At 57.6% G+C, this 25,175-nt stretch carries 22 protein-coding genes; 10 read left to right on the plus strand and 12 right to left on the minus strand.

Annotated features, from left to right (window positions below):
* Positions 1-68: 68 nt before the first annotated feature.
* The 7 genes from F1529_RS12810 to gloB form a co-directional block, all read right to left on the minus strand.
* Positions 69-1,670 carry an ABC transporter ATP-binding protein gene (locus F1529_RS12810; protein WP_007150541.1) on the minus strand — a complete coding sequence of 534 codons (1,602 nt, stop codon included), beginning with the start codon at positions 1,668-1,670 and terminating at the stop codon, positions 69-71.
* Positions 1,667-2,710 carry an ABC transporter permease gene (locus tag F1529_RS12815; protein ID WP_007150765.1) on the minus strand — a complete coding sequence of 348 codons (1,044 nt, stop codon included), beginning with the start codon at positions 2,708-2,710 and terminating at the stop codon, positions 1,667-1,669. Before F1529_RS12815 ends, F1529_RS12810 begins: the two co-directional genes overlap by 4 nt.
* The gene (locus tag F1529_RS12820) at positions 2,710-3,786 is read right to left on the minus strand and encodes a microcin C ABC transporter permease YejB (protein ID WP_039927134.1); all 1,077 of its coding nucleotides are present in this window, start codon (positions 3,784-3,786) and stop codon (positions 2,710-2,712) included. Before F1529_RS12820 ends, F1529_RS12815 begins: the two co-directional genes overlap by 1 nt.
* Positions 3,786-5,591, minus strand: coding sequence for an extracellular solute-binding protein (locus tag F1529_RS12825; RefSeq protein ID WP_155135255.1), 1,806 nt, complete (start codon positions 5,589-5,591; stop codon positions 3,786-3,788). The genes F1529_RS12820 and F1529_RS12825 overlap by 1 nt, the downstream gene beginning before the upstream one ends.
* Before the next feature lie 12 nt (positions 5,592-5,603).
* The gene (locus tag F1529_RS12830) at positions 5,604-7,610 is read right to left on the minus strand and encodes an extracellular solute-binding protein (protein ID WP_370457072.1); all 2,007 of its coding nucleotides are present in this window, start codon (positions 7,608-7,610) and stop codon (positions 5,604-5,606) included.
* 70 nt (positions 7,611-7,680) lie between these two features.
* Positions 7,681-9,201 carry a LysM peptidoglycan-binding domain-containing protein gene (locus F1529_RS12835; protein ID WP_230457790.1) on the minus strand — a complete coding sequence of 507 codons (1,521 nt, stop codon included), beginning with the start codon at positions 9,199-9,201 and terminating at the stop codon, positions 7,681-7,683.
* A 159-nt stretch (positions 9,202-9,360) separates the two neighbouring features.
* Positions 9,361-10,134, minus strand: a complete 774-nt coding sequence (gloB, locus tag F1529_RS12840) for a hydroxyacylglutathione hydrolase (RefSeq protein ID WP_155135257.1) — start codon at positions 10,132-10,134, stop codon at positions 9,361-9,363.
* Between the two features lie 97 nt (positions 10,135-10,231).
* Between gloB and F1529_RS12845 the strand changes: the two genes are divergently transcribed.
* From F1529_RS12845 to dnaQ, 3 genes are read left to right on the plus strand one after another with little or no spacing between them, the layout of a single operon-like run.
* Positions 10,232-11,008: a class I SAM-dependent methyltransferase gene (locus F1529_RS12845; RefSeq protein WP_007150104.1), complete on the plus strand. Its 777-nt coding sequence runs from the start codon at positions 10,232-10,234 to the stop codon at positions 11,006-11,008.
* 4 nt (positions 11,009-11,012) lie between these two features.
* Complete coding sequence (gene rnhA / locus F1529_RS12850; RefSeq protein WP_007148484.1) at positions 11,013-11,465, plus strand: ribonuclease HI; 453 nt, start codon at positions 11,013-11,015, stop codon at positions 11,463-11,465.
* The gene (gene dnaQ, locus F1529_RS12855; RefSeq protein ID WP_155135259.1) at positions 11,465-12,205 is read left to right on the plus strand and encodes a DNA polymerase III subunit epsilon; all 741 of its coding nucleotides are present in this window, start codon (positions 11,465-11,467) and stop codon (positions 12,203-12,205) included. Before rnhA ends, dnaQ begins: the two co-directional genes overlap by 1 nt.
* 117 nt (positions 12,206-12,322) lie before the next feature.
* Here the strand turns inward: dnaQ and nhaB are convergent, their stop codons facing one another.
* Positions 12,323-13,915: a sodium/proton antiporter NhaB gene (nhaB, locus tag F1529_RS12860; protein ID WP_155135261.1), complete on the minus strand. Its 1,593-nt coding sequence runs from the start codon at positions 13,913-13,915 to the stop codon at positions 12,323-12,325.
* Positions 13,916-14,307: 392 nt separating this feature from the next.
* Here nhaB and F1529_RS12865 point away from each other — a divergent pair, with 392 nt between their 5' ends.
* From F1529_RS12865 to F1529_RS12890, 6 genes are all read left to right on the plus strand, one after another.
* The gene (locus F1529_RS12865; protein WP_155135263.1) at positions 14,308-15,987 is read left to right on the plus strand and encodes a hypothetical protein; all 1,680 of its coding nucleotides are present in this window, start codon (positions 14,308-14,310) and stop codon (positions 15,985-15,987) included.
* A 36-nt stretch (positions 15,988-16,023) separates the two neighbouring features.
* Positions 16,024-16,824, plus strand: a complete 801-nt coding sequence (nudC, locus tag F1529_RS12870) for an NAD(+) diphosphatase (RefSeq protein WP_007151048.1) — start codon at positions 16,024-16,026, stop codon at positions 16,822-16,824.
* Between the two features lie 12 nt (positions 16,825-16,836).
* Positions 16,837-17,484 (plus strand): hypothetical protein, encoded by a 648-nt coding sequence (locus F1529_RS12875; RefSeq protein ID WP_155135265.1) that lies wholly within the window; start codon positions 16,837-16,839, stop codon positions 17,482-17,484.
* 182 nt (positions 17,485-17,666) lie between these two features.
* Positions 17,667-18,719: a protease SohB gene (sohB, locus tag F1529_RS12880; RefSeq protein ID WP_156790316.1), complete on the plus strand. Its 1,053-nt coding sequence runs from the start codon at positions 17,667-17,669 to the stop codon at positions 18,717-18,719.
* A gap of 35 nt (positions 18,720-18,754) precedes the next feature.
* Complete coding sequence (locus F1529_RS12885; RefSeq protein ID WP_007148742.1) at positions 18,755-19,747, plus strand: YhdH/YhfP family quinone oxidoreductase; 993 nt, start codon at positions 18,755-18,757, stop codon at positions 19,745-19,747.
* Positions 19,748-19,883: 136 nt separating this feature from the next.
* Positions 19,884-20,840, plus strand: a complete 957-nt coding sequence (locus tag F1529_RS12890) for a zinc transporter ZntB (protein WP_007150402.1) — start codon at positions 19,884-19,886, stop codon at positions 20,838-20,840.
* 53 nt (positions 20,841-20,893) lie between these two features.
* Here the strand turns inward: F1529_RS12890 and F1529_RS12895 are convergent, their stop codons facing one another.
* The 3 genes from F1529_RS12895 to F1529_RS12905 all read right to left on the minus strand — a co-directional run bounded on the left by F1529_RS12895 (position 20,894) and on the right by F1529_RS12905 (position 23,400).
* Positions 20,894-21,382, minus strand: a complete 489-nt coding sequence (locus tag F1529_RS12895; RefSeq protein WP_155135267.1) for a DUF934 domain-containing protein — start codon at positions 21,380-21,382, stop codon at positions 20,894-20,896.
* A complete protein-coding gene (locus F1529_RS12900; RefSeq protein WP_155135269.1) occupies positions 21,375-23,021 on the minus strand; it encodes a nitrite/sulfite reductase in 1,647 nt (548 codons plus the stop codon). The genes F1529_RS12895 and F1529_RS12900 overlap by 8 nt, the downstream gene beginning before the upstream one ends.
* 133 nt (positions 23,022-23,154) lie before the next feature.
* Entirely contained in the window at positions 23,155-23,400 is a 246-nt protein-coding gene (locus F1529_RS12905) for a DUF2970 domain-containing protein (RefSeq protein WP_007150013.1), read from the minus strand.
* A 263-nt stretch (positions 23,401-23,663) separates the two neighbouring features.
* On the opposite strand from F1529_RS12905, the gene nfuA reads away from it, so the two are divergent.
* Positions 23,664-24,260 carry a Fe-S biogenesis protein NfuA gene (nfuA, locus tag F1529_RS12910; RefSeq protein WP_007151259.1) on the plus strand — a complete coding sequence of 199 codons (597 nt, stop codon included), beginning with the start codon at positions 23,664-23,666 and terminating at the stop codon, positions 24,258-24,260.
* Positions 24,261-24,385: 125 nt separating this feature from the next.
* On the opposite strand, the gene F1529_RS12915 is transcribed toward nfuA, so the two are convergent.
* The gene (locus tag F1529_RS12915; protein ID WP_155135271.1) at positions 24,386-25,174 is read right to left on the minus strand and encodes a M48 family metallopeptidase; all 789 of its coding nucleotides are present in this window, start codon (positions 25,172-25,174) and stop codon (positions 24,386-24,388) included.
* Position 25,175 lies beyond the last annotated feature (1 nt).

Consider the following 25,175-nt stretch of genomic DNA (forward strand, 5'->3'; position numbering starts at 1 on the left):
TTCAACGTGTAGCTGATTTCGCCCAAGTATAGGCAATTTACCGCGTTATTACGCCCGCCTGTAAACGATCAAAGTGCAACCGTCTGTTTCCTGCTGCGGGCAAAGGCCGCAGCCATGAGTTTGTGGGTATAGGGCTGCTGCGGGTTGTCGAATACGGCTTGTGTATCGCCGTGCTCCACCGTCTTGCCGTCTTTCATGACCAGCACCCGGTGGCAGATAGCCCGGATTACCTTGAGATCGTGGCTGATAAACAGGTAACTGAGTCCCCGGCGTGCCTGCAAGGATTTGAGCAACTCCAGGATCTGGTGCTGAACGCTGCGGTCCAGCGCCGAGGTGGGTTCATCCAGAACCAGTAATTCCGGTTCCATGATTAGCGCCCTCGCGATGGCGATTCGCTGTCGCTGGCCGCCGGAAAACTCATGGGGATAACGGTGGCGGACGTTGCTGGGCAGGCCTACTTCGTCAAGGATGCGGCAGACCTGTTCGTCACGCTCCGTGGCGCCTAGTGCCGGGGCATGCACAGCAAGCCCCTCGGCCACAATCTGGCCGACGGTCATGCGTGGATTCAGGCTGCCGTAGGGGTCCTGAAAGACGACCTGAAAACGGCTGCGCCATTGTCGCAAACCGGACCGGGAAAGGGCGCGAATGTCCGTGCCATCCATGTCAATGTCACCGTCACTCTGAATCAACCGCAACAGGGCCAAGGCCAGGGTCGACTTGCCCGAGCCGGACTCGCCAACGATGCCGAGGGTCTCGCCGCGGCGCAGCGTCAGATCAATCTGATCCACCGCGTGAAGCAGCGGAGGCGGTGAGAAGAGGGCACGGCGTTTGCCTTTGAACGTCACGGCCATGCCACGGGCTTTGAGTAGCACAGGGGTGTCATCGGGTAGTGGTTCCAGGCGGCCCTGGGGCTCTGCGTTGATCAGGTGGCGGGTGTAGTCTTCCTGGGGGGAATTCAGCACGGTATCCGTGGGGCCGGCTTCCACCCGCTTACCGTTATGCATGACCACGATGTCTTCGGCAAAACGGCTGACAACGCCCAGGTCGTGACTGATCAGTAAAATGGAAAGATTGAGCTCTTTCTGCAGCCGTTTGATCAGGTCAAGAATGGTTTCCTGCACCGTCACATCGAGAGCGGTGGTGGGCTCATCGGCAATCAGGATCTGTGGTTCATTAGCCAGGGCCATGGCGATCATCACCCGCTGGCGCTGGCCCCCGCTAAGTTGGTGCGGATAGCGGTCCAGCATGTCCGGTGTAGCGGGCAGTTCGACCTGTTCGAGCAGCGACAGACAGCGCTCACGAGCGCGTTTTTTGCTCATGCCCTGATGCACAAACAGGCTTTCGCTGATCTGTTTTTCCACGGTGTGCAAGGGGTTCAGGGCCGTTAGCGGCTCCTGGAAAATCATCCCGATGCGACCGCCGCGCAGTTTGCGTTTCTGCTCGCTGTTGAGCACCTGCAAATCCATATCGTCCAGTTGCAGGCTGTCTGCCTGCCAACTCGCGTTTTCCGGTAACAGATCCATCACAGACAAGGCGGTAAGCGATTTGCCAGAACCGGATTCGCCCACTAACGCCAACATTCGCCCGGGATGGAGTTCCAGCGACATGTCATCGACGGCGAGCTGGTCGGCAAAGCGGATACTCAGCCCTTCTATGCGCAGCAGGCTCATTGCAGAAACTTCCTTGTGTCGAACGCATCGCGAATGGCTTCACCGATAAATACCAGCAGGGTGAGCATCAGAGTGAGCGTGGCAAACACGCTGATACCCAGCCAGGGGGCGTGCAGATTTGCCTTGCCCTGGCCGACCAGACGGCCCAGAGAAGGGGCATCCGGCGGCATGCCAAAGCCGATGAAATCCAGTGAGGTGAGCGTGACCACGGCACTGTTGAGAATAAACGGCAGGAAGGTGAGGGTGGCGACCATGGCATTGGGGAGCATGTGGCGAAACATGATGACCGGGGTGCGTACGCCCATGGCGTGGGCGGCGCGCACATAGTCCATGTTGCGACAGCGCAGGAACTCTGCACGCACCAGATCCACCAGCGCCATCCAGGAGAACAACAGCAGAATGACCAACAACGTCCAGAAGCTGGGTACCACAAAGCTGGAAATAATAATGATCAGGTAAAGCGTAGGCATGCTGGACCAGATTTCCAGAAAACGCTGGCCGGAAAGATCCAGCCAGCCGCCGTAATAACCCTGGATGGCACCGACGATGATACCGACGATGCTGGAGAGAATGGTCAGCACCAAACCGAACAGGACGGAAATACGGAAGCCGTAAATCAACCCGGCCAGCACATCACGGCCCTGGTCATCCGTGCCCAGCCAGTTTTCCGCTGAGGGCGGGGCCGGGGCTGGCACAGTGAGATCGTAGTTGATGGTGTTGTAGCTGTAGCGAATGGGCGGCCATATCATCCAGCCCTTGTTATTAATCAGATCCTTGACCACGGGATCACGGTAGTTGGTTTCCGATTCGAAAAAACCGCCGAAGGTGGTTTCCGGGTAGGTGTTGAACACGGGAACGTAGAGTTCATTGTCGTAGCTGACCAGCAAGGGCTTTTCGTTGGCAATCAGTTCGGCGCCAAGGCTGAGTACGAACAGCGTGACAAAAATCCACAGCGCCCAATAGCCGCGTTTGTTGGAACGAAACGCCTGCCATTGTCGTTGCCAGACCGGATTGCGCATTAACGGGTTACGGAAGGCCATCAGCTCTGCCTCCGTTCGAAATCAATGCGTGGATCGACCCACATGTAAGTCAGATCGCTGACCAGCTTCAGCAGCAGACCGATCAGAGTGAAAATGAACAAGGTGCCAAAAACGACGGGGTAGTCCCGGTTGATTACGGACTCGAAGCCCAACAGGCCCAGACCATCAAGTGAAAAAATAAACTCAATAAGCAGTACGCCGGTGAAGAACATGCCCACGAAAGCGGCGGGGAAGCCGGCGATAATGATCAGCATGGCATTGCGGAAGACATGGCCGTACAACACCTGCTTTTCGCTGAGCCCTTTGGCGCGGGCGGTTTGCACATACTGTTTGCGAATTTCATCCATAAAGGAGTTCTTGGTCAGCATGGTCAATGTGGCAAAACTGCCGGCGACAATGGCCAGCGTCGGCAAGGTGATGTGCCACAGGTAGTCAGCGACCTGACCAAGCAGGCTCAGTTGATCGGCGTTGTCAGACGTCAGGCCGCGCAAAGGGAACCACTCGAAGTAGGAGCCGCCGGCGAACAGTACGATAAGAAGAATGCCGAGCAGGAAGCTGGGGATCGCAAAGCCGACAACAATGGCCGTACTGCTCCAGATGTCGAAGCGTGAGCCATCTTTCACAGCTTTACGGATGCCCAGGGGAATCGACACCATATAGGCAATCAACGTGCTCCATAAGCCCAGCGAGAGAGATACAGGAATGCGTTCCACGATCAGCTCGGTCACTGAGCGGTCCCGGTAGTAGGATTCTCCGAAATCAAAACTCAGATAGCTTTTGACCATTAGCCAGAAACGTTCTGGCGCCGGTTTGTCAAAGCCATAGAGCTTTTGTATCCGTTCCACCAGTTCAGGGGGCAGGCCTTTGGAGCCGCGATAATCTCCGCCGCTGCTGAGCGTATCCACGCTGCCGCCGGCAAAGCTGCCGCCGGCACCACCACCAATACCCTGTAGCTCCGCGAGTGTCTTTTCCACGGGGCCGCCCGGGGCGGCCTGAACCACGACAAAATTGAGCAGCAAAATACCGAACAGGGTCGGGATGATCAGCAGCAACCGTTTGGCAATATAAAGTCGCATCATTGCGCGTTGCTGTCCCACCAGGTGTCGATCGCGCCATCAATGCCTACGTATTCAGGCAGTGAGGGGTGTTTCAGGCGACTGCGGTAAGACAGGCGATGATGGTCGGCATACCAGTTGGGGATCACGTAAAAATTCCACTGTAGTACCCGGTCCAGAGCGCGGCAGGCGGTGATCAGCTGATCCCGCGTGGTGGCGGTGACAATGGCATCGACCAGGGTGTCTACAGCCGGGTTCTGAATGCCGATGATGTTTCGGCTGCTGGGGTCCTCGGCGGCGTCGCTGCCCCAGTATTCCAGTTGCTCGTTGCCGGGGGAGGACGACTGGGCAAAGGAGCTGACTACCATATCGAAGTTGAAGTTACGGATACGCTCAACGTACTGACTGGTGTCCACCTTGACCACCTGGGCATCAATACCCAGCGCTTTCAGGTTGCGGGCAAACGGCAACAGGATGCGCTCGAACGCGGGCTGATGCAGCATGATCTGAAAACTGACCGGAGTACCATCAGGGCTGTGAAGCTGGCCCTCCCTGATCTGGTAGCCGGCCTTTTTCAGTAGTGTCTGCGCTCGGGCCAGGTTGGCACGGGGGCGGCCGCTGCCATCGCTTTTCGGCGGTTCATAGCTTTCCGTGAAAACCCGTTCCGGGATGTCGTCGCGCAAGGGCTCCAGTAATTCCAGTTCTGCCTCGGTGGGCAGGCCGGTGGCGGCCATGTCCGAATTCTGGAAGTAGCTGCGTGTGCGGTTGTACTGGCCATAAAACAGATTGGCGTTGGACCATTCGAAATCCAGTGCGTAGGTCATGGCTTCGCGCAGGGCTATGTTCTGGAACAGGGGGTTGCGCAGGTTGTAGACGATCCCCTGCATGCCTGCGGGGTTGGAGTGGGGGACTTCCTCCTTGACCAGTTTGCCTTGATCGAAGGCCGGGCCTTTATAGCTGGTGGCCCAGTTCTTTGAGCTCACTTCAAAGCGCCAGTCGTAATCTCCCCGCTTGAAAGCCTGCAGGGCGACGGTGTCATCCAGGAAATAGTCGAATGAGACCGTATCGAAATTATTGCGACCACGCATGATGGGCAAGTCTTTGGCCCAGTAATCCTTGCGGCGCTGGAAGGTGATCTGTTTTCCGGTATCCACATTGCCGACGCTATAGGGGCCCGAACCAATGGGTTTTTCCAGCCCTGCGCTGGTAAATTTCCGGGTTTTCCAGACGTGTTCAGGAAGCACCGGCAGCTGGCCGATGATCAGCGCCAATTCCCGGTTGTCACCGGGTTTGAAATGAAAGGTGACGGTGTGTTCGTCGTCGGCGGTGACGTGATCCACGCCGCTGTAATAAAAGCTGTAGAAGGGCGCGCCATCGTTGATGAGTGTGTTGAATGTCCATACCACATCGCTGGCCTGTACCGGCTTGCCATCACTGAATGTGGCTTTGGGATTCAAGTGGAAGCGGACCCAGCTTCGGTCTTCGGGCCATTCGATGGTTTCGGCGAGCAAGCCGTATTGGGTGAAGGGCTCATCTTCGGCGCGGGTGGTCAGGGTGTCATAAACGAGGGAGCCGATCCCGGCCGCAGCGGTGCCCTTCGGCACGAAAGGGTTCAGGCTGTCGAAGGTGCCAATGACGTGGCGGCGTAATTTGCCCCCTTTCGGCGCCTCAGGGTTTACATAATCCAGATGCTCAAAGCCTGCCGGGTACTTTGGGCTGCCGTGCATGGCCATGGCATGGCTGCGATGAATGTCGGCCTGTGCCAGAGCGGAAAAACAGCACAGACCCACCAATAGCCCGCGCAGCAGGCTGCGGTTAATGGCCATAAAGACTCCTTGTTATTTTTTAACCCACCAAGTGTCCAGACCCAGTCCGTACGGGATTGGTTCCGGTGGGCGGGCAAACTTGTCCCACCAGGCAATGCGGTGCGTGCTGATATAGTAGTTCAGGACTCCGTATTGCTGGTAGCGCAACATGCGGTCCAGCGCTTGCAGGCTCAGCCGGTAGTCAGCTTCGTTATCGGTGCTGAGCGCGTGATCGACCAGAAAATCCACCACTGGATTGCGAATACCTGCCAGGTTGCGACTGCCTATCACCTTGGTGCTGTCGGAAAGAAAATAGTCTTTCAGTTCAGGGCCCGGGTAGGCCTGAATCGGTAACACAAACAGCACCACATCGTAATCGAAGCTATCCAGCCGTTGCTTGTAGGCTGCCGGGTCAATTTCCCGGTATTGGGCATCGATGCCCAGGCGCTTCAGATTGCGAAACCAGGGCGCAAGAATGCGGTAAATGCCCGGGTTGTGGTAATTCAAAACCGTGAACTGCAGCGGTTGGCCTTGTGCATTGACCAGGGTCTGACCCTCGAGCCGCCAGCCACTTTTTTTCAGCAGTGCCAGGGCTTCGCGCATGCGGTGGCGTATCTGTCCGCTGCCATCGTTCACCGGCGAGTTGATGTCGGCGCTGAAATAACCGGTCGGCAGCTGATCCAGAAATGGCGTTAACAAGGCTTTTTCAGCCTCCGGGGCCGGTGTGGTTGCCCGGTAATCGCTGTTCGGGAACCAGCTTTGTGTGCGTTTGTAGGCGCCGCTGAACAGGTTCTTGTTGGACCACTCGAAATCGAACAACAAGCTGGCGGCGCGGCGGACATTGATGTCATTGAACGGGGCGCGGCGGGTATTGAAGAAGAAGGCTTGCACCGGCCGTGGAATCTGATGGGGCACCTCGGCGCGTTTTACCTTGCCGTCTTCCAGGGCGGAGAACGCGTAGGCGGTGGCCCAGTGTTTGGAGCTGTAATCGTAGTGTAAATCGTAGCCGCCGGCCTTGAAGGCTTCGAAACCCACATCCGCATCGCGGTAGAACTCGAATTCCACCGTGTCGAAATTATAACGGCCCCGGTTTACCGGCAGGTCTTTTGCCCAGTAATCCTTTACCCGGCTAAACGTCACTTTACGCCCGGCGTCCACCTGGGTGACCTGATAGGGGCCACTGGAAAGCGGAGGGGTGAGAGAGGCGCTTTCAAAGTCATGTTTCTGCCAGTAATGGCGGGGCAGAATCGGGATGGCGCCGGCCATCAGGGGCAGGTCCCGGCGGCCCCGGTGGAAAGTGAATTTCACCGTTTGCGGGTCAATGGCTTCCACGCTGGCGATATCGGCCAGGCGCAGGGTGAACTCCGGGTGGCCTTTTTCGCGCAGGGTATTTACCGAAAAGACCACATCGTCGGCGCGAATCGGGTGGCCGTCGTGGAACTGTGCTTCGTCACGAATATGGAAGGTGCACCAGCTGCGATCTTCGGGGTATTCCAGCCAGTCGGCAATCAGCCCGTAGGCGGTGCCAGCCTCATCGCCAAGCGGGTTGTGTGGCTGGCTTCCCATTAGCAGGCTGTCGGCGATTTCCGTGACCCCGTACATCTGAATGCCGGGCGTGTCAGCAGGGCTGCGACCTTTAAGAATATAGGGATTCAGGCTGTCGAAGGTGCCCTGGCCGAATAAGCGCAGGGTGCCGCCTTTGGGGGCATCCGGGTTGACGTAATCGAGATGCTGGAAATCGGCGGGGTAGTTGAGGCTGCCGAACGGATGGTAACCGTGGCTGCGAGTGGGCTCGGCGTGGCAGACCACGCCGAGCAACAGGCCCAGCAGGGCAAAAGTGCGTTTGGCAGGCTGCTGAAAAGCCCCTTGCGTACTCAGCGTGGCCTGAAGGGTGCAGCTGTTGTGTTTTATCGCGACGGGCAGGGTGGCTCCCTTTCTTAGCGATAAAGCGCAGCAGATGGGCCCTTCAGGCCGCGCCCTCCGGGTCTTCCAGGCTGGCTCGCACTCGTTGTTGCGCTTTTTCGATGGATAGACATACACCTTCAAAATCGCGCCTAGATTGCGAGCCAGCCTGGAAAACTGAGCATGTAAAGGGCTTTTCAACAGCCTGCTAGTGCGTTTGGCGAATATCAACGTAGAGTGTCAGCCGTTGCCCGGGTTGTAGGTATCGATTGCTGGCTACACTGTTGTTCCAGCTTTTTATGTCGTTGACCGATACATTAAAGCGGTCGGCAATGGCATACAAGGAATCACCGTTGCGAACCGCATAGCGGACTTTGCGCACCATATTGGGATTGCTGGCGGCAGGCACATTGGCCGGGCTGGCCGCAAGGCTGCCTTTGGTCCAGACCGCCAGGCTCTGGCCCACACGCAGGCTGTCCTTGGGGGCCATGCCATTCCACTTTGCCAGCTCCGGTACACCGACCTTATGGCGGCGCGCGATTTCCCACAGTGTATCGCCGGACTGCACCGTGTAGTTGACGCGGTGGCGCCCTTTGGGTTGTTTCGACTGCTTTTTGGCAAGCCGTGATTCCGCGCTGAGGCTGTAGTCATCGCTGGACGAGGATGGGCCCGGAATCAGCAGGGTGCGGCCAGCGATGATGGTGTTGTTCTTGAGGTGATTGATGCTGCGCAGCACCTGCGGTGTTGTGCGGTACTCTCGGGCGATGGCGCCGAGGTTATCACCGGGGCTAATCTCGTAACGCGCCCATTGCATGCGCTGATCCTTGGGCAAGTCGGCGAGCTTGGCCTGGAACCGTTCGGCCCGGTCGACGGGTACCAGCAGCCGGAAAGGGCCATCCGGTGACGTTGCCCAGCGGTTGTAGGATGGGTTGAGCAGGTAGAGCTCTTCCACGGAGATGTCTGCCAGACGCGCCGCTTGAGCCAGGTCGATCTGTCCGCCGGTGTTCACGGTGGCGAAGTAGGGTTCATTGGCGATGGGATGAAGGGTCACATCGTAGGCCTGCGGGTCCGCCACAATCTGTGCGATGGCGAGCAGCTTGGGCACGTAGGCGGTGGTTTCGCGGGGCAGGTTCAGGTTCCAGAAATCGGTGGGTTTACCGGCTTCTTCGTTACGGCGGATGGCGCGGGACACGGTGCCGCCACCGGCGTTATAGGAGGCCAGGGCCAACAGCCAGTCGCCATCAAAACGGTTGGACAGTTTCTGCAGGTAATCCAGGGCGGCGTTGGTGGACTTGAGAATGTCGCGGCGCTGGTCTTCCCACCAGGTGCGCTGCATGCCGAAATAATCACCGGTGGAAGGAATGAACTGCCAGGGCCCGGCGGCGCGGCCGTGGGAATAGGCGAAGGGGTCAAACGCACTCTCGACGATGGGCAGCAGCGCCAGCTCCAACGGCATGTCGCGGGCTTCCGCCTGTTCGATGATGTAATGCAGGTAACGCTCGGAGCGGGTGGTGACGCGGGTGAAATACTGCGGATGGCGTGCGTACCAGTCGCGCTGCACGCGGATCCGGTCGTTTTCAATGGTCAGATCCAGCCCGTAACCAGCGCGCAGACGTATCCACAGATCATCGTTGTCAGTCGTCTGCTTTTTGGCATCCTCTACCGGGTCGGGTTCGTCCATGCCGTTGGCCAGGTTGACGTCATCCACGGAAGGCTCTGCTGCCGGCATGGGGGGGAGGTCTTCAAGGGTCTTATTGGTTGCACAACCACCAAGAACCCCCAGCCCGAGAAAAAAGGCTAAAGGAATAATTTTTTTCATAATCATGGAGTAACGCTAAAAATTTCATGCATTCTGGCGACGGATAGGCGGCACGGCAAGGACGAGGCGCTAAAAGTTGTCCTTCCAGCGACGCAAGGCCGCAAAACACTGCATATCTGAATCGCCGCATCCTGGCTCGTGACGCTGACAGGAATCCTTCAAGTCTTTGTCATCACTGCGTAAAAAAGGGTTGGTTGCTTTTTCTTCCGCGAGGGTGGAAGGCAGCGTGATTTTACCTTTTTGGCGTAAATCGATGACGGCCTGCAAGCGCGCCTGTACGGCGGGGTCTTCCGGGGTGACGGCGGCCGCGAAGGTCAGGTTGGCCTGGGTGTATTCGTGGGCACAGAACACCTGGGTGGTATCAGGGAGGGCGGCCAGACGCCGAAGGGAATGGAGCATTTGCTCCGGCGTACCTTCGAACAGACGGCCACAACCGCCGGCAAAGAGGGTGTCGCCGCAGAATAGCCAGCCCTGCGCCGCGTTGATAAAGGCAATATGGCCCAGGGTGTGGCCTGGAACGGCCATAACGGAGAACGACAGGGCGGTACCGGCGGGGGTGACGGTATCGCCGTCGCGCAGCGGGTGGCTCATGGCCGGAATGGATTCCGCCGCCGGGCCATACACGGGAATATCCCGGTCCCTGATCAATGCTGCGATACCGCCCACATGGTCCGGGTGGTGGTGAGTGATCAGCAGGGCGGAGAGGGACAGACCGTTTTCGCTGAGGTAGCGCTCCACCGGTGCGGCGTCGCCGGGGTCGACGACAACACATTGATCCTGTTGATGAAATGCCCAGATATAGTTGTCATTGAAGGCGGGGATAGCGATAGGGCTGGCTGTCATGTCGTGGTACGCTCCTGTCTGTAAGCAGGTCAGTTGGCACCTGTTTCAGTGCTTCATCATCCGGCTCACGCATTCATGGATCAAGAGATTGTCCGCTATGCAGCTACCTCCACTCAACCGTATCTCGTTCAATGCCTCCTCCGGTGAATTGGGAAGGGGGTTTGATGAATGGCTCGACAGTGAGCCGGGACAGGCCTTGCTGAGCGAAGAAAAAGCCATGCTGACCGAGTGGCTGCGCAGCCAGGCGGGCCAGCGCGCGGTGGCGATTTATGCCGGTGGCGGCCGTGATTTCCTGTCGGAATCGCCGCTGCGCTGGCAAACCAGCATCGCCCCGCCCGGTTTTACCGGGGTGAAATTGCAGTCGCGGCTGGATCTGTTGCCGATCGCGAAAAGCAGCGTGGATGTGTTGTTGCTGCATCACACCATGGATTTTGCCGCGGACCCTCACCAGGCACTGCGTGAAGCGTCGCGCTGCATGGCGCCGGGCGGCAAGATGGCGATCATCGGGTTTCATCCCGTCAGTGTGATGGGGCTGGCCCGGTGGCTACTCTGGTGGAAGTCTCCGGGCTGGATGGGGCGTTATTATCGGCCCAACCGGTTGACCGACTGGTTGCAGGTTCTCGGATTTGAGGTCGATGGCATGGCCAGTGGCTTCTATACTATGCCGCTGTCCGATCGTGGCCGCAGCCGGGTGCGCTTACTGGACTGGCTGGGCCGCTTCCTCTGGCCGCGTCACGGCAATACATACCTGCTGGTCGCAAGAAAACGCGCCGGTGTGGTGCGTCCGTTGGCCACACGACAACGCAAGGTGCCACGCAATACCGTGGTGCCGGTACCGGTGGCCCGCTGGGGCCAGCAGAACAGGGAGTCCTGAGTCTTTGAAGAACGTGATTATCTATACCGACGGCGCGTGCCGCGGTAATCCCGGCCCGGGTGGCTGGGGCGCCATTCTCCTTTACGGTGACAAGGAGAAGGAATTATTTGGTGGCGAGCCTGAGACCACCAACAACCGCATGGAACTGATGGCCGCCATCGTGGCCCTGGAGACCCTCAATGCTCCCTGTCAGGTGGTACTGACGACGGATTCCAAATACGTCATGGACGGCATCACCCAGTGGATGGCGAACTGGAAAAAGCGTGGCTGGAAAACGGCCTCGAAGCAGCCGGTCAAGAATGTGGATCTGTGGCAGCGCCTTGATGCAGCGGTGCAGCGCCACGAAATCGACTGGCAGTGGGTCAAGGGCCATAGTGGCCACCCGGGCAATGAGCGGGCCGATGCGCTGGCTAACCGGGGTATTGATGAAATGAAACAGCAGGGGCGAGCAGGCTAATGCGTCAGGTTGTACTGGATACGGAAACTACCGGCCTGGAGCCCAATGACGGGCACCGGGTGATCGAAATTGGTTGCGTGGAGATGGAAAATCGCCGCCTGACCGGCAATAACCTGCACCTGTACCTGAATCCTGAACGGGAAATCGATGCAGGCGCGCTGGCGGTCCATGGCATCAGCACCGAGTTTCTGGCGGACAAGCCCACCTTCGACAAGGTGGTGGATGAATTTCTGGCTTTTGTCGACGGGGCGGAGCTGGTCATCCATAACGCGCCCTTTGACGTGGGCTTCCTCAACCATGAGCTGCGCCGGCTTGGCGCCCGGTACGGGACCATCGAACAGCGTTGTGGTGTGCTGGATACTCTGGTGATGGCTCGCCAGAAGCATCCGGGACAGAAAAATAACCTGGATGCGTTGTGCCGCCGTTATTTCGTGGAAAACGGCCACCGTGAACTGCACGGCGCCTTGCTGGATGCTGAAATTCTGGCGGACGTTTATCTGGCTATGACCGGCGGGCAGACCCGCCTGTCTCTGGGCGGGAACGACGGCAGCGAACAGGGAGGTGATGCCACTGCAGAAGCGATCAGACGTTTGAGTGCAGACCGCCCGACGCTTGCCGTCGTTCGTCCCAGTGAAAGTGAGATACAGCGCCACAACGACAAGTTGACCGCGATTGCGGGCAAGAATGGCGAGCCTACGGTGTGGCAAGGCCTGACAGAGGATGACACGCCACTGCAGTAGCAGGAGCAGTTACAACAACAGCATCGCCTGAACAGGCCATGCCGCTAGCGCGGCACCTTCCGGCCTGTTGTCGCCTTTCGCCGCAACATCCTCTTTACACCGGCAAGCCGGGGCAAATCAGTGCCCCGGGATGACCGGTGTTTCCTGCAGGTCGCCAACCTGGTGGTGCTGAATCCAGCCATTCTCGTACATGTAGTTAGTGGCAGGTTCTAGCGCGGTGGCCGTCATGATCAGGCCGGTAATAGACATCACAATAGTGTACGGCAAAGCCATGACCACCATGCGCCCATAGGATAACCGCACCAATGGCGCCAGTGCTGATGTCAGCAGGAACAGGAAGGCTGCCTGACCGTTAGGGGTCGCCACCGACGGGATATTGGTACCGGTGTTGATGGCGACGGCCAGCAGATCGAACGTATCCCGGTCAATTTCGTTCTTGAGCAGGGCCTGCCCGACTTCATCCACATACACCGTGGCCACAAAGACGTTGTCAGAGACTGCCGACAGTACACCATTGGCCATGTAGAAGGCGGGGCCTTGAACGTGTTTGTCCAGGGTCAGCACATATTCAATAACCGGCGCGAATAGCTGTTGGTCGGCAATGACCGCCACCACGGCGAAGAACACCGTGAGCAAGGCGGTGAAAGGCAGGGCTTCTTCGAAGGCTGCCCCCAGGCGGTGTTCTTCAATGATCCCGGTGAAGGAGGTGGCCAGAATGATAACGGTGAGCCCGACCAGCCCCACAGAAGCTGCATGGGTGGCCAGGGCGACCACCAGCCACACGGCGGTAATGGCTTGAATGACCAGTGCGGCCCGGTTTTGCGGGGTGCGTTTACGGTCTTGCTCCAGGGCGTACTGACGCATGATGCCGCGGACTTTTTCGGGGATGTCTTCGCCGTAACCAAAGCTGCCGCTGATTTCCAGAAAAATACAGGTCAGCAGGCCCATCGCCAGCACTGGCAGGGTGATGGGAGCCATGCGCAGGAAGAACTCACCGAATTCCCAGCCGGCCTTGTTGGCAATCAGCAGGTTCTGGGGTTCTCCCACCAGGGTACAAACGCCGCCCAGTGCGGTGCCTACCGCTGCATGCATTAACAGGCTACGCAGAAATGAGCGGAAGCGACGGAGGTCTTCGCGGTGCAATTCCTCCACGGCCGTGTCGTCGCCATGGTCATGTTTTTGCTGGAACGTCTTGCCGGAGGCCACCTTGTGGTAGATGCCGTAAAAGCCGGTGCACACAGCGATAACCACGGCGGTTACGGTCAGCGCGTCAAGGAAGGCTGAGAGTATGGCGGCGGCGGCACAGAATAGCAGGCTCAGGGTGACCTTGGACTTCACGCCCAGCAGCAGGCGGGTGAACATGAAAAGCAGCAGGTCTTTAAGGAAGAAAATCCCGGCAACCATGAAGATCAACAGCAACATCACTTCGATATTACCGACCACCTTGTGCAGCACGGTATCCGCGGATGTGAGGCCGATCATGACGGCTTCAATGGCCAGCAGGCCGCCGGGTTGCAGGGGATAGCACTTGAGCGCCATGGCCAGGGTGAAAATGAACTCGGCCAGCAGCAGCCAGCCTGCCGTGACCGGCCCCAGGGCCAGAGCCACCAGGGGGTTGATCAGCAGGAAGGCAACGATGGTGTACTTATACCAGGCGGGGGCCTGCCCCAGGAAATTCTGAACAAAGGCGCGGCCTAGCGTGGCTGACATGACGGGTTCCTGCTGAACGGCAAATGGGAAAGGTCGCCCCGGGCGGATGAAGCACGCCTAACACGGGCGCGGCAATGATAAGGACTTGCCATGCCCCAGTACAGTGCAAAGGGGCGGCAATTTGTCCTAGATCAATGGAGGGATTGACGTAGCTGATATGCACACGTAACGGGCAATGGTCTCTGGCCATGGGGAGGAGTGTGGGCAGGTTAACAAATCATCAATAAATCAGTTGCTTACAAATGAAAGTTGACGCAGTCTTTGATGACGTGCAAAAGTTGATGCGCCTTGTTTTACAATCCTATTATGACGATTGTGGGTGTATCCGGGGGGTTGCGCGCCTAACGGAACGAACCCGATGATAATAACAGTTTGGTGCTTGCGGAGAGTCCATGGTTGCCATAACAAATACCACCTCCCTGACTTTTCTCAAGGAAGCGATAGATACCACCCTGACGGAAGCCGAAAACCAGCTTGAAGCGTTCTCGGACGACCGTAGCCGTCAGGATGAGCTGCAGCATTGTGCGCAAGCCTTTCAGCAGCTTCGCGGTATCTGCCAGGTGGTTGAGCTGCCTGCGGCAGCCTTAATGAGTGAAGAGATGGCGCTGGCCGCGCGGGAGCTACAGGACAAAGTGTCTGACGCCCGCATCCAGGCGCTGAGCAATGCGATTGTCCTGCTGACCCGCTATTTCGATTATGTGCAGCTGAAGAACCGAACACTGCCTGCCTTGTTGATCGGTGGTATCAATGAGTTGCGTCGCTCCGGTGGTAAGGGCCTGATTCAGGAAAGCCATTTCTTCAGTGCCGATCTGTCCCGCCAGCGCTCGCCTGAAGCGCCTCAACGTGAGATGTCCGTCAGCGAACTGTCGGATCTGTCCCGTCGTCTGCGGCATATGTATCAGGTTGGCCTGCTGGGTGTGCTTCGTGGGCAGGGCAATGCCACCAATCTCAAGTTGATGGCCCGGGCGCTGGTGCGTCTGGACCGTGCCGCAGGTCAATGTGGCTTGAGCCGCTTTCTGTGGGTGGCCCAGGCGGTTTTGACGGCTATGTATTGCGACCAGATGGCGATCACCCCGGCCCGCAAGGCCTTGTTGTCCCAATACGATCGCCAGCTCAAGAAGCTGGTCTACGATGGTGATCAGGCGGTGACGGAAGAGGCGCCGCTGCTGCTGATCAAGGAGAGTCTGTTTATCGTCTCGTTATCCGCTGAAGACAGCGGAACCATTGGTGATGTGAAGCAGGCGTTTGGTCTGAAGTCCGAAGTCAGCGATACCGTATTACAGCGCGAGCTGGCATTGATGACGGGCGCCAGTGGCTCGGTGATCCGCTCTGTGGCCAGCGCCATGCGCGATGAAATTGCGGATTTGAAGGAAAGCCTGGATTTGGCTTCCCAGGGCGTTGCCGACACCAATTATCAGTCGGTCGCCGCCAGCCTGAATCGTCTGGGTAGCACCTTGGACATGATCAACAAGGACGACGAATCGCGGGCGATCAAACTGCGGGCCAGGGAAGTGTCCCAATGGGCGCCAGATCAGAATGTGGAAGGCGAGGCGTTCCATGGTCTGGTCGATGATCTTCTGATCGTGGAAAACGTGGTGGCGGGCCTGGAACGCAGCATCAGCCCGGAGGACGATGTCCACCGTACGGCCAATAATACCAATATTTCCCTCTACCAACTGGATGACGCCCGCATGACGGTGGTGGGTGAGTGCCGCGCCGGGCTGGCGTTGGCCAAACGGTCTATTTCCTCGTTCATGGATAACAACTGGGATGCCATGCATCTGTCCAATCTGCCGGGCACGTTCGCCTCGATTGCGGGCGGCTTGATGTTCCTGGAACTGGATCGGGCCAAAGCGGTTACCGAGGCCTGCCACAAATACATCAGCAACCGGTTGCTTGGCGGTGATCAGGTGCCTACCCGGGAAAACATGGAAACCCTTGCGGATGCCCTGACCGGAGTGGATTACTACCTGGAAAGCATGGAAGAGCAGAAACCCATTGGTGACGGCGTGCTGGAGGTGGCTGAGGAAAGCATGAATGCATTAGGCTTTCCGGTGTCAAAAGTCGCCTGAGTTTTCGCCGCATGAACAACGTCGCATGAGACAGCCATGATTGATCTTTCCAGCCCGGAACCCCAGGACGCCGATAGTGCGCGCTGCTATGTCATCCATGAACAGGATGTAATGATTTCCAGCCAGGCGGACTGGCAGTTCCCGGAACTGCCCGCCAAGTGGCTGCGTCAGCACCCGGATTACCATTTTCTGGGCTTTCTGTCTGGCCAGCCCTGTTATGTCTGCGAGCTGTCCCGCCATGAATTCGATGACGGCCAGTTACAGCGCGTACCACTGCGCCGCCTGATTGGCACGACGTTCAGCGATGCCGAATTTTCCATGGCCAGCCGGGCCCTGCAGTTTTTGAGCTGGCGGCAGAATCACCGTTTTTGTAGTCGCTGCGGCTCCCCCACAGAGCCACACCCCCGTGATCTGGCGATGACCTGTGCAGGTTGCGGCTATTTCCAGTACCCACGCATTACTCCCTGCATCATTACGCTGGTCACTGATGGTGAGCATGCGTTGCTGGGACGGTCTGCCCGTTTCCCCGAGGGGTTTTATTCCTGCCTGGCCGGATTTATGGAAGCGGGAGAGACAGCGGAGCAGGCGTTGGCACGGGAGGTCATGGAAGAAAGCGGCATATCAGTGAAGAATTTACAGTATCTGAATAGTCAGTCGTGGCCGTTTCCGCATTCCCTGATGCTGGGTTTCATGGCGGAATACGCGGGCGGGGAGATTCGCATCGATGACGATGAAATCGTTGATGCCGCCTGGTTCCATTATCAGGATCTTCCCATGGTGCCGCCACCGGGCAGTATTGCCCGCTCGCTGATCGATCAATGGATAGCCCGTTTCTAGAAGGATTTGAGCATGAACTACACCTTGGCACCCCTGGTGCTTATCGCTTTCAGTCTTCTGTTCGTTTTGCTGGGCGCCTGGGTATTGCTGCGCCAGAAGTGGGTGCTGCAATGGCTGAAAGGCACCGCCGGGCTGTTGCTGGTGGTGTTGGCCATCTATATGAGCGTCTTTGCGTTGAACCTCTACGGCTACAAGGAATATGCCCAGGAAGTCTCGGTGGCCACAGTCAGCTTCCGCGAATCAGGTGATCAGTCCTTTATTGCTACCGTCACCCGCACAGACGGCAGCGCGGAAGACTTCCGGTTGAAAGGGGATCAATGGCAACTGGATGCTCGCGTGATCAAGTGGAAGATGCCGTTCAGCCTGCTGGGCCTGAAACCGGGTTATCAACTGGACCGTATCCAGGGGCGTTATTACGCCCTGGAAGACGAGCGCTCCCTCGAGCGTACCGTTTATAGTCTGCATCGCGATCCGGTTGGCCTGGATGTGTGGTTGTTGGCAAAAGAAGGCTGGAGCCTGATTATTGATGCCCGCTACGGTAGCGCGGCTTATCTGCCCATGGCGGATGGCGCCTTGTTTGAGGTCAATGTGGGGCCTACCGGGCTGGTGGCGCGCCCCATGAACGGCAGCGCCCAGCAAGCCATTTCTGGTTGGGACTGATTCTCCTGCGGCCGACCGCCAGGTTGGCGGCACACCTTCCTGTCCGGGGCAAACCCTCTTTGCCCCGTCTTTATCCCCCCGCTGATTACCCCAATGGCTCCGGCTTATGTAGAATCAGCGGGAGTTTGATTTCCGTGAATTACTGGCGCCGCGCGCCGGATCCCCTGGAGAGTAGATAGACTGTGATCGCGTTTTTAATGGAATACGGCATGTTTCTGGCCAAAGTCGCCACCCTTGTAGTGGCGATTTTGTTTATTTTGGGCGGCATTGCGGCGGCAGCGTCGCGTAATCGCGGCAAGGGCGATCAAGATGGCGAATTGAAAGTCCGCCATCTCAATGATGAGTTCGATGACCTGAAGGAGTCCCTGGAAGCGGAAATCATTCCGGAGGCTCAGCGTAAAAAGGCCGACAAGGCCAAACGCAAACAGGAAAAGCTTGAGGCTAAACAGAAGAAGAAAGCCGGCACTGAGGACAAGATCCTGCCGCGTCTGTTTGTTCTCGATTTCGATGGCGACGTTCAGGCAAGTGGTGTGGATCACCTGCGCCGTGAAATTACCGCCGTTTTGCAGGTCGCCAGCCAGGATGACGAAGTGCTGGTGCGGCTGGAAAGCCCCGGTGGTCTGGTGCACAGCTATGGGCTGGCATCCTCGCAGCTGCGTCGAATACGTAATCAGGGGATCAAGCTGACCATCGCTGTGGATCAGGTGGCCGCCAGCGGGGGTTACATGATGGCCTGCATTGCGGATCGTATTGTGGCGGCGCCTTTTGCGATTATCGGCTCTATTGGTGTGGTCGCGCAGATCCCGAATTTCCATCGTTTGCTCAAGAAAAACGATATTGATGTGGAGCTGATGACCGCCGGTGAATACAAGCGCACCATGACCATGCTGGGTGAAAATACCGAAAAAGGCCGGGCCAAGTTCCAGGAAGAGCTGGAAGATACCCATCAGTTGTTCAAGGGATTTGTCCGCGACAACCGTCGTGGTCTTGATCTGGACAAGGTGGCTACTGGCGAACACTGGTTCGGCACCCAGGCGAAGGAACTGGGCCTGGTTGATGAAATCATGACCAGTGATGAGTTGTTACAACTGCGCAAAGACAGCCAAACGCTCTACCAAGTACAGTGGGAAGCCAAACGCAAGCTGGGAGAGAAGCTCGGCTTTTCCCTGGAGGCGACTGTACATAGAGTGCTGGAGAAGTTCTGGCATCGAGGTAGTCAGCGCCAGATTCACTAACCTTGTTTTTACCCAACACCGCAGAGGAGTAGTCCATGAGTTTTCAGGCATTACAAACCCGCGAGACCGATACCGGCTATAGCAATTCGCTGGTAGAGCGCGAGCTGAGCGAATTGGGCGAAGGCGGTGTATTGGTACGGGTGCAGTGGTCGTCACTGAACTACAAGGATGCGCTGTCAGCCACCGGCAACAAGGGTGTCACCCGTCAATTTCCCCATACCCCGGGCATTGATGCCGTTGGCGTGGTGGAAGAGGCCAGCGATGGTCCTTTTAGTGTGGGCGATGCGGTGATTTGCACGGGTTATGACCTGGGTATGAACACTGATGGCGGCTACGCAGAGTATATCCGCGTGCCTGCTGAATGGTTGGTGCCGCTACCGGATGGCCTGGCGCCTCGTGATGCCATGCTCTTGGGCACCGCTGGCTTAACGGCGGCACTGAGCGTTGAGTCGTTGCTTGATACGGGCGTTAATCCGGATCAGGGGCCGGTAGTGGTAACCGGAGCAACTGGCGGCGTGGGCAGTGTTTGCGTGGCGATTCTGGCCAAGCTGGGATTTGAAGTGGTTGCTGTCAGTGGTAAGGCGGATGCCAGCGCATGGCTCACGGATCTGGGTGCCGCGCGGATCATTGATCGCCAGGCTTTTCTGGACAGTGCGGCCAAGCCAATGGCCAAAGAACAATGGGCCGGTGCGGTGGATTGCGTCGGTGGTGAGATGCTCGCTGCTGCTCTCAAGGGGCTCAAGTACGGTGGCAGTGCTACCTGCTGCGGGCTGGCAGGTTCGCCAAAACTGGAAATGACGGTTTTCCCGTTTATTCTGCGCGGTGTCAATCTGCTGGGTGTAGACAGTGTTGAGCTGCCCTGTGAGATCAAACAGCAAATGTGGCAACTGTTGGCTGATGAGTGGATGCCAAAGAACCTGGCGCTTCTTGAAGCCGATGAAACGGATCTTGGTGGTGTGGTCGAGTGGGTGGATCGCATTCTTGCCGGGGGCGTCCGTGGTCGGGTTGTGGTGAAACTCCCGCAATAGCGACTGGCTAGAGCAGGCCAGACAGAACGTAAAAGCGCGGTTTATCCGCGCTTTTTTTATTTGTGCGCTTTTGTCCGCTAACGCATGCTGTGTAGCGTGGCAACATGTTATGCAGTGGCGAGTGGAAAGGACGCTTATGAACGAATCTCACTGGCTTAAAATAGCCCTGACCCTGGATGGGCAGGGTGGCGCTACCGGTTTCGATGCGCAGGCGCGGTTATCCGAAACATCGCCATACTGGGTTCACCTGGACTATACGCAGCCGCAAAGCGAGCAGTGGCTTGAACAGCAGTCCATTCCGCCAATGGTTATTACGGCACTTACTGCCTCGGAAACGCGGCCTCGTGCCACAGAAGTGGCGGGTGGCTTGCTGGTGTATCTGCGCGGGGTCAATTTGCATCCAGGTGCGCGGCCTGAAGACATGATTGCCCTGCGGTTGTGGGTCGGGCCTCAAGGCGTAATCAGCACTCAGAAACGCACGTTGTTGTCGCTGGTGACCGTGCAGGAAGAGCTCGATGCCGGCGAGGGCGTGGTTGCTATTCCAGCGCTGGTCACCCGGCTGGTTGATCAATTGATCTGGCGAATGGAAGACGTGATCGAAAACCTGGAGTCTGAGGTGGAAGACTGTGCGTTGTCCATCGAGGAGGCCCCGACCATTAGCCTGACCCCGCGCCTCAGCCAGATTCGTCGCCGTTCTATCACGTTGCGACGCTTCTTCGCGCCGCAACGGGAAGCGCTGATCAAATTGCAGAACGAAGCCATGTTCACCGGTGGCGATGCCTTGCTGCTTCGCGAAGCCGGGGATCGCTTGCAGCGTCTGCTGGAAGATCTGGATGCGGCCCGCGAGCATGCCACCTTGCTGCAGGAAGAGGTTTTCTCCGTGCAGAACGAAGCCATCAACGATCGCATGTATCTGCTGGCGATGATCTCCGCGTTGTTTCTGCCGTTGGGTTTTCTTACTGGCCTGTTCGGCATCAATGTGGGAGGCCTTCCAGGTGTTGAAGACCCTGCGGGTTTCTGGTGGTTTATGGCGGGGATCGGGGTTGTCAGTGTCGGGGTGCTGGTGTGGATGCGAAAACGCCGCTGGCTCTAACAGGCTGCTAAAGCGGTAACGGCGTTTTCATGGTGCCAGAAGCGGTTTGAAATCTAACCGCGTCGATACAGAGGGCGCGGTTCGTTGACATCCCCCTGATAGGTGACGCTGAAATCTTTCAAACCTTGCAGTGCTTCTTCGATGCTGCGGTCTTCGCGCACTTCGAACGCGTTGAAGCCGCAGCGGGTCATGTAGAAGAGCTGGTCGCGGAGTACGTCGCCGGTGGCGCGAACTTCACCCTTGAAGTTGTAACGGGTGCGAAGCTCTCGCGCATAGGAATACCCACGGCCGTCTTTAAACGCCGGAAAATGGATGGCGACCAGGGGCAGGGCGCCCAGGTCGTCTTCCAGGTCTTTCGGTTCTTCGCCCGGCGCCAGCCACACGGCCACATCGCCACGACTGAGCAGCGCATCACGGTTCGCCTGCCAGTAGGCCAGCGGCACAATGATGTTGCCGGTGGGCAGCTCGCCTTCCAGCGTGTCACCTTCAAGGCGTTGCCACTGGTTGTCCACGATGGCGCCATCAATGATTACCTTACCCATAGATGCGCTCCTTGAACGGGTCCATGCCAATACGCTCGTAGGTGTCGATAAACGGCTCGTTTTCGAGGCGTTTTTCCACATAGAACTTGATGATTTTTTCTACCACATCGGTGATTTCTTCAGACTCGAAAGACGGGCCCATTTTCTCGCCCACACGGGACAGCTTGTCGCCACGGCCGCCCAGAGTGACTTGGTAGAATTCCTTGCCTTTCTTGTCCACGCCGAGGATGCCGATGTGGCCAATATGGTGGTGACCACAGGCATTCATGCAACCGGAAATATTCAGGTCCAACGGGCCCAGATCGTGGACATAGTCCATATCGTCGAAGCGGCGCTGAATGGATTCGGCAATAGGGATAGATTTGGCGTTTGCCAGCGCGCACAGGTCGCCGCCGGGGCAGGCTACGATATCAGTGAGCAGGCCCAGGTTCGGTGTGGCAAAGCCCAGGGCATCCAGTGCTTTCCAGAGGTCATACAGATCGTTGGCGGCCACGTCAGACAGCACCATGTTCTGTTGGTGGCTGTTGCGAAGCTCGCCAAAGCTGTACTGGTCCGCCAGGTCGGCAACGGCTTCCAGTTGCTCGTCACTGATATCCCCCGGTACGCGACCGGTGCGCTTGAGCGTCAGGGTGACGGCCCGGTAGCCAGCCTGTTTGTGCGCACGGGTATTGGTGTGGAACCAGCGGCTAAAGGCCTTGTCTTCGGCCAGCTTGGCATCCAGCGCGGCCGTATCGGCGCTTTGGTAATCCGGGGCGGTGAAGCATCCCTTGATGCGTGCCACTTCTTCGGTGGTCAGGGTCATCTCGCCGCCTTTCAGCTCGGCGAATTCCTGCTCCACCAGTTCGCGGTATTTCTCCGCGCCTAGGGCTTTCACCAGAATCTTGATACGCGCCTTGTACTTGTTGTCGCGGTTACCGTACTTGTTGTAGACGCGGAGAATGGATTCCAGGTAAGCGAGCAGGTCCTGCCACGGCACAAATTCACCGATGACCGCACCGGTCATGGGGGTGCGGCCTAGGCCGCCGCCAGCCCATACCTGGAAGCCGGTTTCGCCGTTGGCACCGTGTACCAGCTGCACACCGATATCGTGGACACCGATCAGGGCCGGGTCGGCGTCAGGTACGGCGTTAACGGCAATCTTGAATTTACGCGGCAGGTAGGCGAATTCCGGATTGAAGGTGGACCACTGGCGGATGATTTCGCACCAGGGGCGTGGGTCTTCAATCTCTTTGGGATTAACGCCAGCAAATTCGTCGGTGGTGATATTACGGATGCAGTTACCACTGGTTTGAATGGCATGCATCTGTACGTCGGCCAGTTCCGCCAGAATGTCCGGCACTTCCTCAACGGAAGGCCAGTTCAGCTGAATGTTCTGACGGGTGCTGACATGACAGAAACCCTTGTCATAGGTCCGCACGATATGCGCCAGACGACGCAGCTGACGACTCGCCAACAGGCCATAAGGAACGGAAATACGCAGCATGGGCGCATAACGCTGAATGTAGAGGCCGTTTTGCAGGCGAAGGGCAAGAAACTCGTCTTCGCTGAGCTCATTGGCGAGAAAACGGCGGGTCTGGTCGCGATACTGCGCCACCCGCTCTTCCAGCAACCGTTGATCGTATTCCTGATAGACGTACATGGGACTGTATCACCGTCCTTAAATGCTTAAAATTCAATAGGTAAGCGTTGCTCCCAGAGGGAGCAGAGCGGCACTCTAGCAAAGCGCCCTTATAGTGAAAAGAAATATCTTGGCATATCTCTATTACGTAGAGCTATTTAGCCGCGGCATCCAGCACCAGATTCACGGTCACCACCATACCGATCACCAGGGCCGCAACAAGCACGACATAAACGCCGATAAAGTTGCCCGCATCGCCTTTGGTAAAGTCCCGTTCCCGGTTCTTGCTGCTTTGAACACCGAGCAAACCGGCCAGAATGCTGTGAATGGTCTGCCAGAGAGTGGGCTTGCCGTTATCCGGTTGCTGAGCCTGATCCTGTGCGGGGTGTTGGTCTGACATGGGTAATCCTGTGTTTTGGCTGAAGGCTAAACGTTGGATGTTCGCGGCGTACGATAAGCACGCGCCGCCGGGGGCATATTGTACTCCTGCCAGCTGCCTGACGACAGCATCAAGCAGGCAGACTTGAATTGTGTGTGCGGTGTCGCCATTGCAACTGCTGAGTACCTGACTAAAATAGTCAGGAAATGAAGCTGGCGCAGGTCGCCGCTTTTACCTCTTACGCCCTTTATTGCGTATGGGTTCATTCATCCCGACCAGGAATCATGATGGCAGAGCAGTTGATCGACATTACCGAAACCGCCCAGGATTACTTGCGTGACTTGCTGAGCAAGCAGGATCAGGCCGAGATTGGTGTGCGTATCTTTGTCGAGCGCCCAGGCACCCCGCACGCGGAATGCTGTATGGCCTATTGCCCGGAGGGCGAACAGGAAGAAAGCGATGTTCGCTATGACTACGAAGGGTTCCACGCCTGGATCGAGGGTAAGAGCGTCCGCTATCTGGAAGACGCGGTTATCGACTACAAGAAAGACAGCATGGGCGGCCAGCTGACTTTCCGTGCACCCAAGTCTCGTGTACCGGATATCAGCGAAGATGCCAGCATCGAAGAAAAGATCAACTACGTACTGTACGCCGAGATCAACCCGAACCTGGCCGCCCACGGCGGCAGTGTGCAGCTACTGGAACTGACCGAGGACAATGTGGCCGTGCTGGAATTCGGCGGCGGCTGCCAGGGCTGTTCCGTGGTGGATGTGACCTTGCGTGACGGGGTAGAGAAAACCCTGCAGGAGCGGATTCCAGAGCTGGCCGGTGTGCGGGACAAGACCGACCACTCGGTGACCGACAACGCTTATTACAGCTAACAGCTAACAGCTATGAGCTTCTAGTATCTAGCTTCTAGAAAAAGCAAAAAACGCAGCCTTGAGCTGCGTTTTTTGCTTTTATGGATCTTGTTTTTTACTCGTTGCTAGCAGCTCGCCGCTATTCTTTACCCACACTGCGGGTTTCGGCCCGCGGCTTTCGCCTGGTTATACAGCGGCATGACTTCCGGGATGCGTGCTTGTAGCCCATTGATGCGGGTACTGTTGGACGGGTGAGTGGACATGAATTCAGGCGGCTCGTTACCGTTGGCCGCGTTCATGTTCTGCCACAGGGATACACTTTGACGCGGATCAAAGCCGGCCTGTGCCATCAGTTGCAGGCCTATGATATCGGCCTCGGCTTCATGTTTGCGGCTGAAAGGCAGGGCCAGCCCATATTCGGCGCCAAGCCCCAGTGCGGCCAATACACCTTGTTTGGTGGCGCTGTCTTCCCCGGCAAGTGCACCAAGTACCTGCATGCCGCTTTGGGTGGCGTATTGAAGTGACATGCGCTCATTGGAGTGTTGTGCCTGCACATGGCCGATTTCATGGCCAATCACTGTGGCGAGCTGACTCTGGTTGTTGGCCACTTTCAGCAAGCCCGTGTTCACTCCGATTTTACCGCCTGGCAGGGCAAACGCATTGGCGCTGTCGTCCTGGAAGAGGTTGACCTCCCATTGCTGGGAGCCATCCAGGGTGACAGTGATCGCCGTGGTCACACAGCGGACATAAGCCGTCTGCTGCTGGCTGCTGCTCAGCGGTTTTTCATCTTTCATCTGGGAATAGGCGGTGACACCCATTTCATCCATCTGGTCGGCGGGCAGCAACAGAAACTGCTGGCGACCCAGTGGAGAGGTGGCACAGGCGGCGAGGCTGCCAGCAAGCACGCCAAGGGTGAGAAATTTACGCAACGTCATT

It is taken from the genome of Alcanivorax sp. VBW004 (assembly GCF_009718865.1).
GTDB lineage: Bacteria > Pseudomonadota > Gammaproteobacteria > Pseudomonadales > Alcanivoracaceae > Alcanivorax.

Excerpts from the sequence above, each read along its gene's own strand:
- F1529_RS12865 (WP_155135263.1), top strand. The coding sequence starts at position 14,308 with ATGGTTGCCATAACAAATACCACCTCCCTGACTTTTCTCAAGGAAGCG.
- dnaQ (WP_155135259.1), top strand. The coding sequence starts at position 11,465 with ATGCGTCAGGTTGTACTGGATACGGAAACTACCGGCCTGGAGCCCAAT.
- F1529_RS12835 (WP_230457790.1), bottom strand. The coding sequence starts at position 9,201 with ATGCCGGCAGCAGAGCCTTCCGTGGATGACGTCAACCTGGCCAACGGC.
- F1529_RS12875 (WP_155135265.1), top strand. The coding sequence starts at position 16,837 with ATGAACTACACCTTGGCACCCCTGGTGCTTATCGCTTTCAGTCTTCTG.
- nhaB (WP_155135261.1), bottom strand. The coding sequence starts at position 13,915 with ATGTCAGCCACGCTAGGCCGCGCCTTTGTTCAGAATTTCCTGGGGCAG.
- F1529_RS12895 (WP_155135267.1), bottom strand. The coding sequence starts at position 21,382 with ATGGGTAAGGTAATCATTGATGGCGCCATCGTGGACAACCAGTGGCAA.
- nfuA (WP_007151259.1), top strand. The coding sequence starts at position 23,664 with ATGATGGCAGAGCAGTTGATCGACATTACCGAAACCGCCCAGGATTAC.
- gloB (WP_155135257.1), bottom strand. The coding sequence starts at position 10,134 with ATGACAGCCAGCCCTATCGCTATCCCCGCCTTCAATGACAACTATATC.
- F1529_RS12900 (WP_155135269.1), bottom strand. The coding sequence starts at position 23,021 with ATGTACGTCTATCAGGAATACGATCAACGGTTGCTGGAAGAGCGGGTG.
- F1529_RS12820 (WP_039927134.1), bottom strand. The coding sequence starts at position 3,786 with ATGCGACTTTATATTGCCAAACGGTTGCTGCTGATCATCCCGACCCTG.
- F1529_RS12810 (WP_007150541.1), bottom strand. The coding sequence starts at position 1,670 with ATGAGCCTGCTGCGCATAGAAGGGCTGAGTATCCGCTTTGCCGACCAG.
- F1529_RS12885 (WP_007148742.1), top strand. The coding sequence starts at position 18,755 with ATGAGTTTTCAGGCATTACAAACCCGCGAGACCGATACCGGCTATAGC.
- nudC (WP_007151048.1), top strand. The coding sequence starts at position 16,024 with ATGATTGATCTTTCCAGCCCGGAACCCCAGGACGCCGATAGTGCGCGC.
- F1529_RS12845 (WP_007150104.1), top strand. The coding sequence starts at position 10,232 with ATGCAGCTACCTCCACTCAACCGTATCTCGTTCAATGCCTCCTCCGGT.
- F1529_RS12815 (WP_007150765.1), bottom strand. The coding sequence starts at position 2,710 with ATGGCCTTCCGTAACCCGTTAATGCGCAATCCGGTCTGGCAACGACAA.
- F1529_RS12825 (WP_155135255.1), bottom strand. The coding sequence starts at position 5,591 with ATGGCCATTAACCGCAGCCTGCTGCGCGGGCTATTGGTGGGTCTGTGC.
- F1529_RS12905 (WP_007150013.1), bottom strand. The coding sequence starts at position 23,400 with ATGTCAGACCAACACCCCGCACAGGATCAGGCTCAGCAACCGGATAAC.
- F1529_RS12890 (WP_007150402.1), top strand. The coding sequence starts at position 19,884 with ATGAACGAATCTCACTGGCTTAAAATAGCCCTGACCCTGGATGGGCAG.
- F1529_RS12915 (WP_155135271.1), bottom strand. The coding sequence starts at position 25,174 with ATGACGTTGCGTAAATTTCTCACCCTTGGCGTGCTTGCTGGCAGCCTC.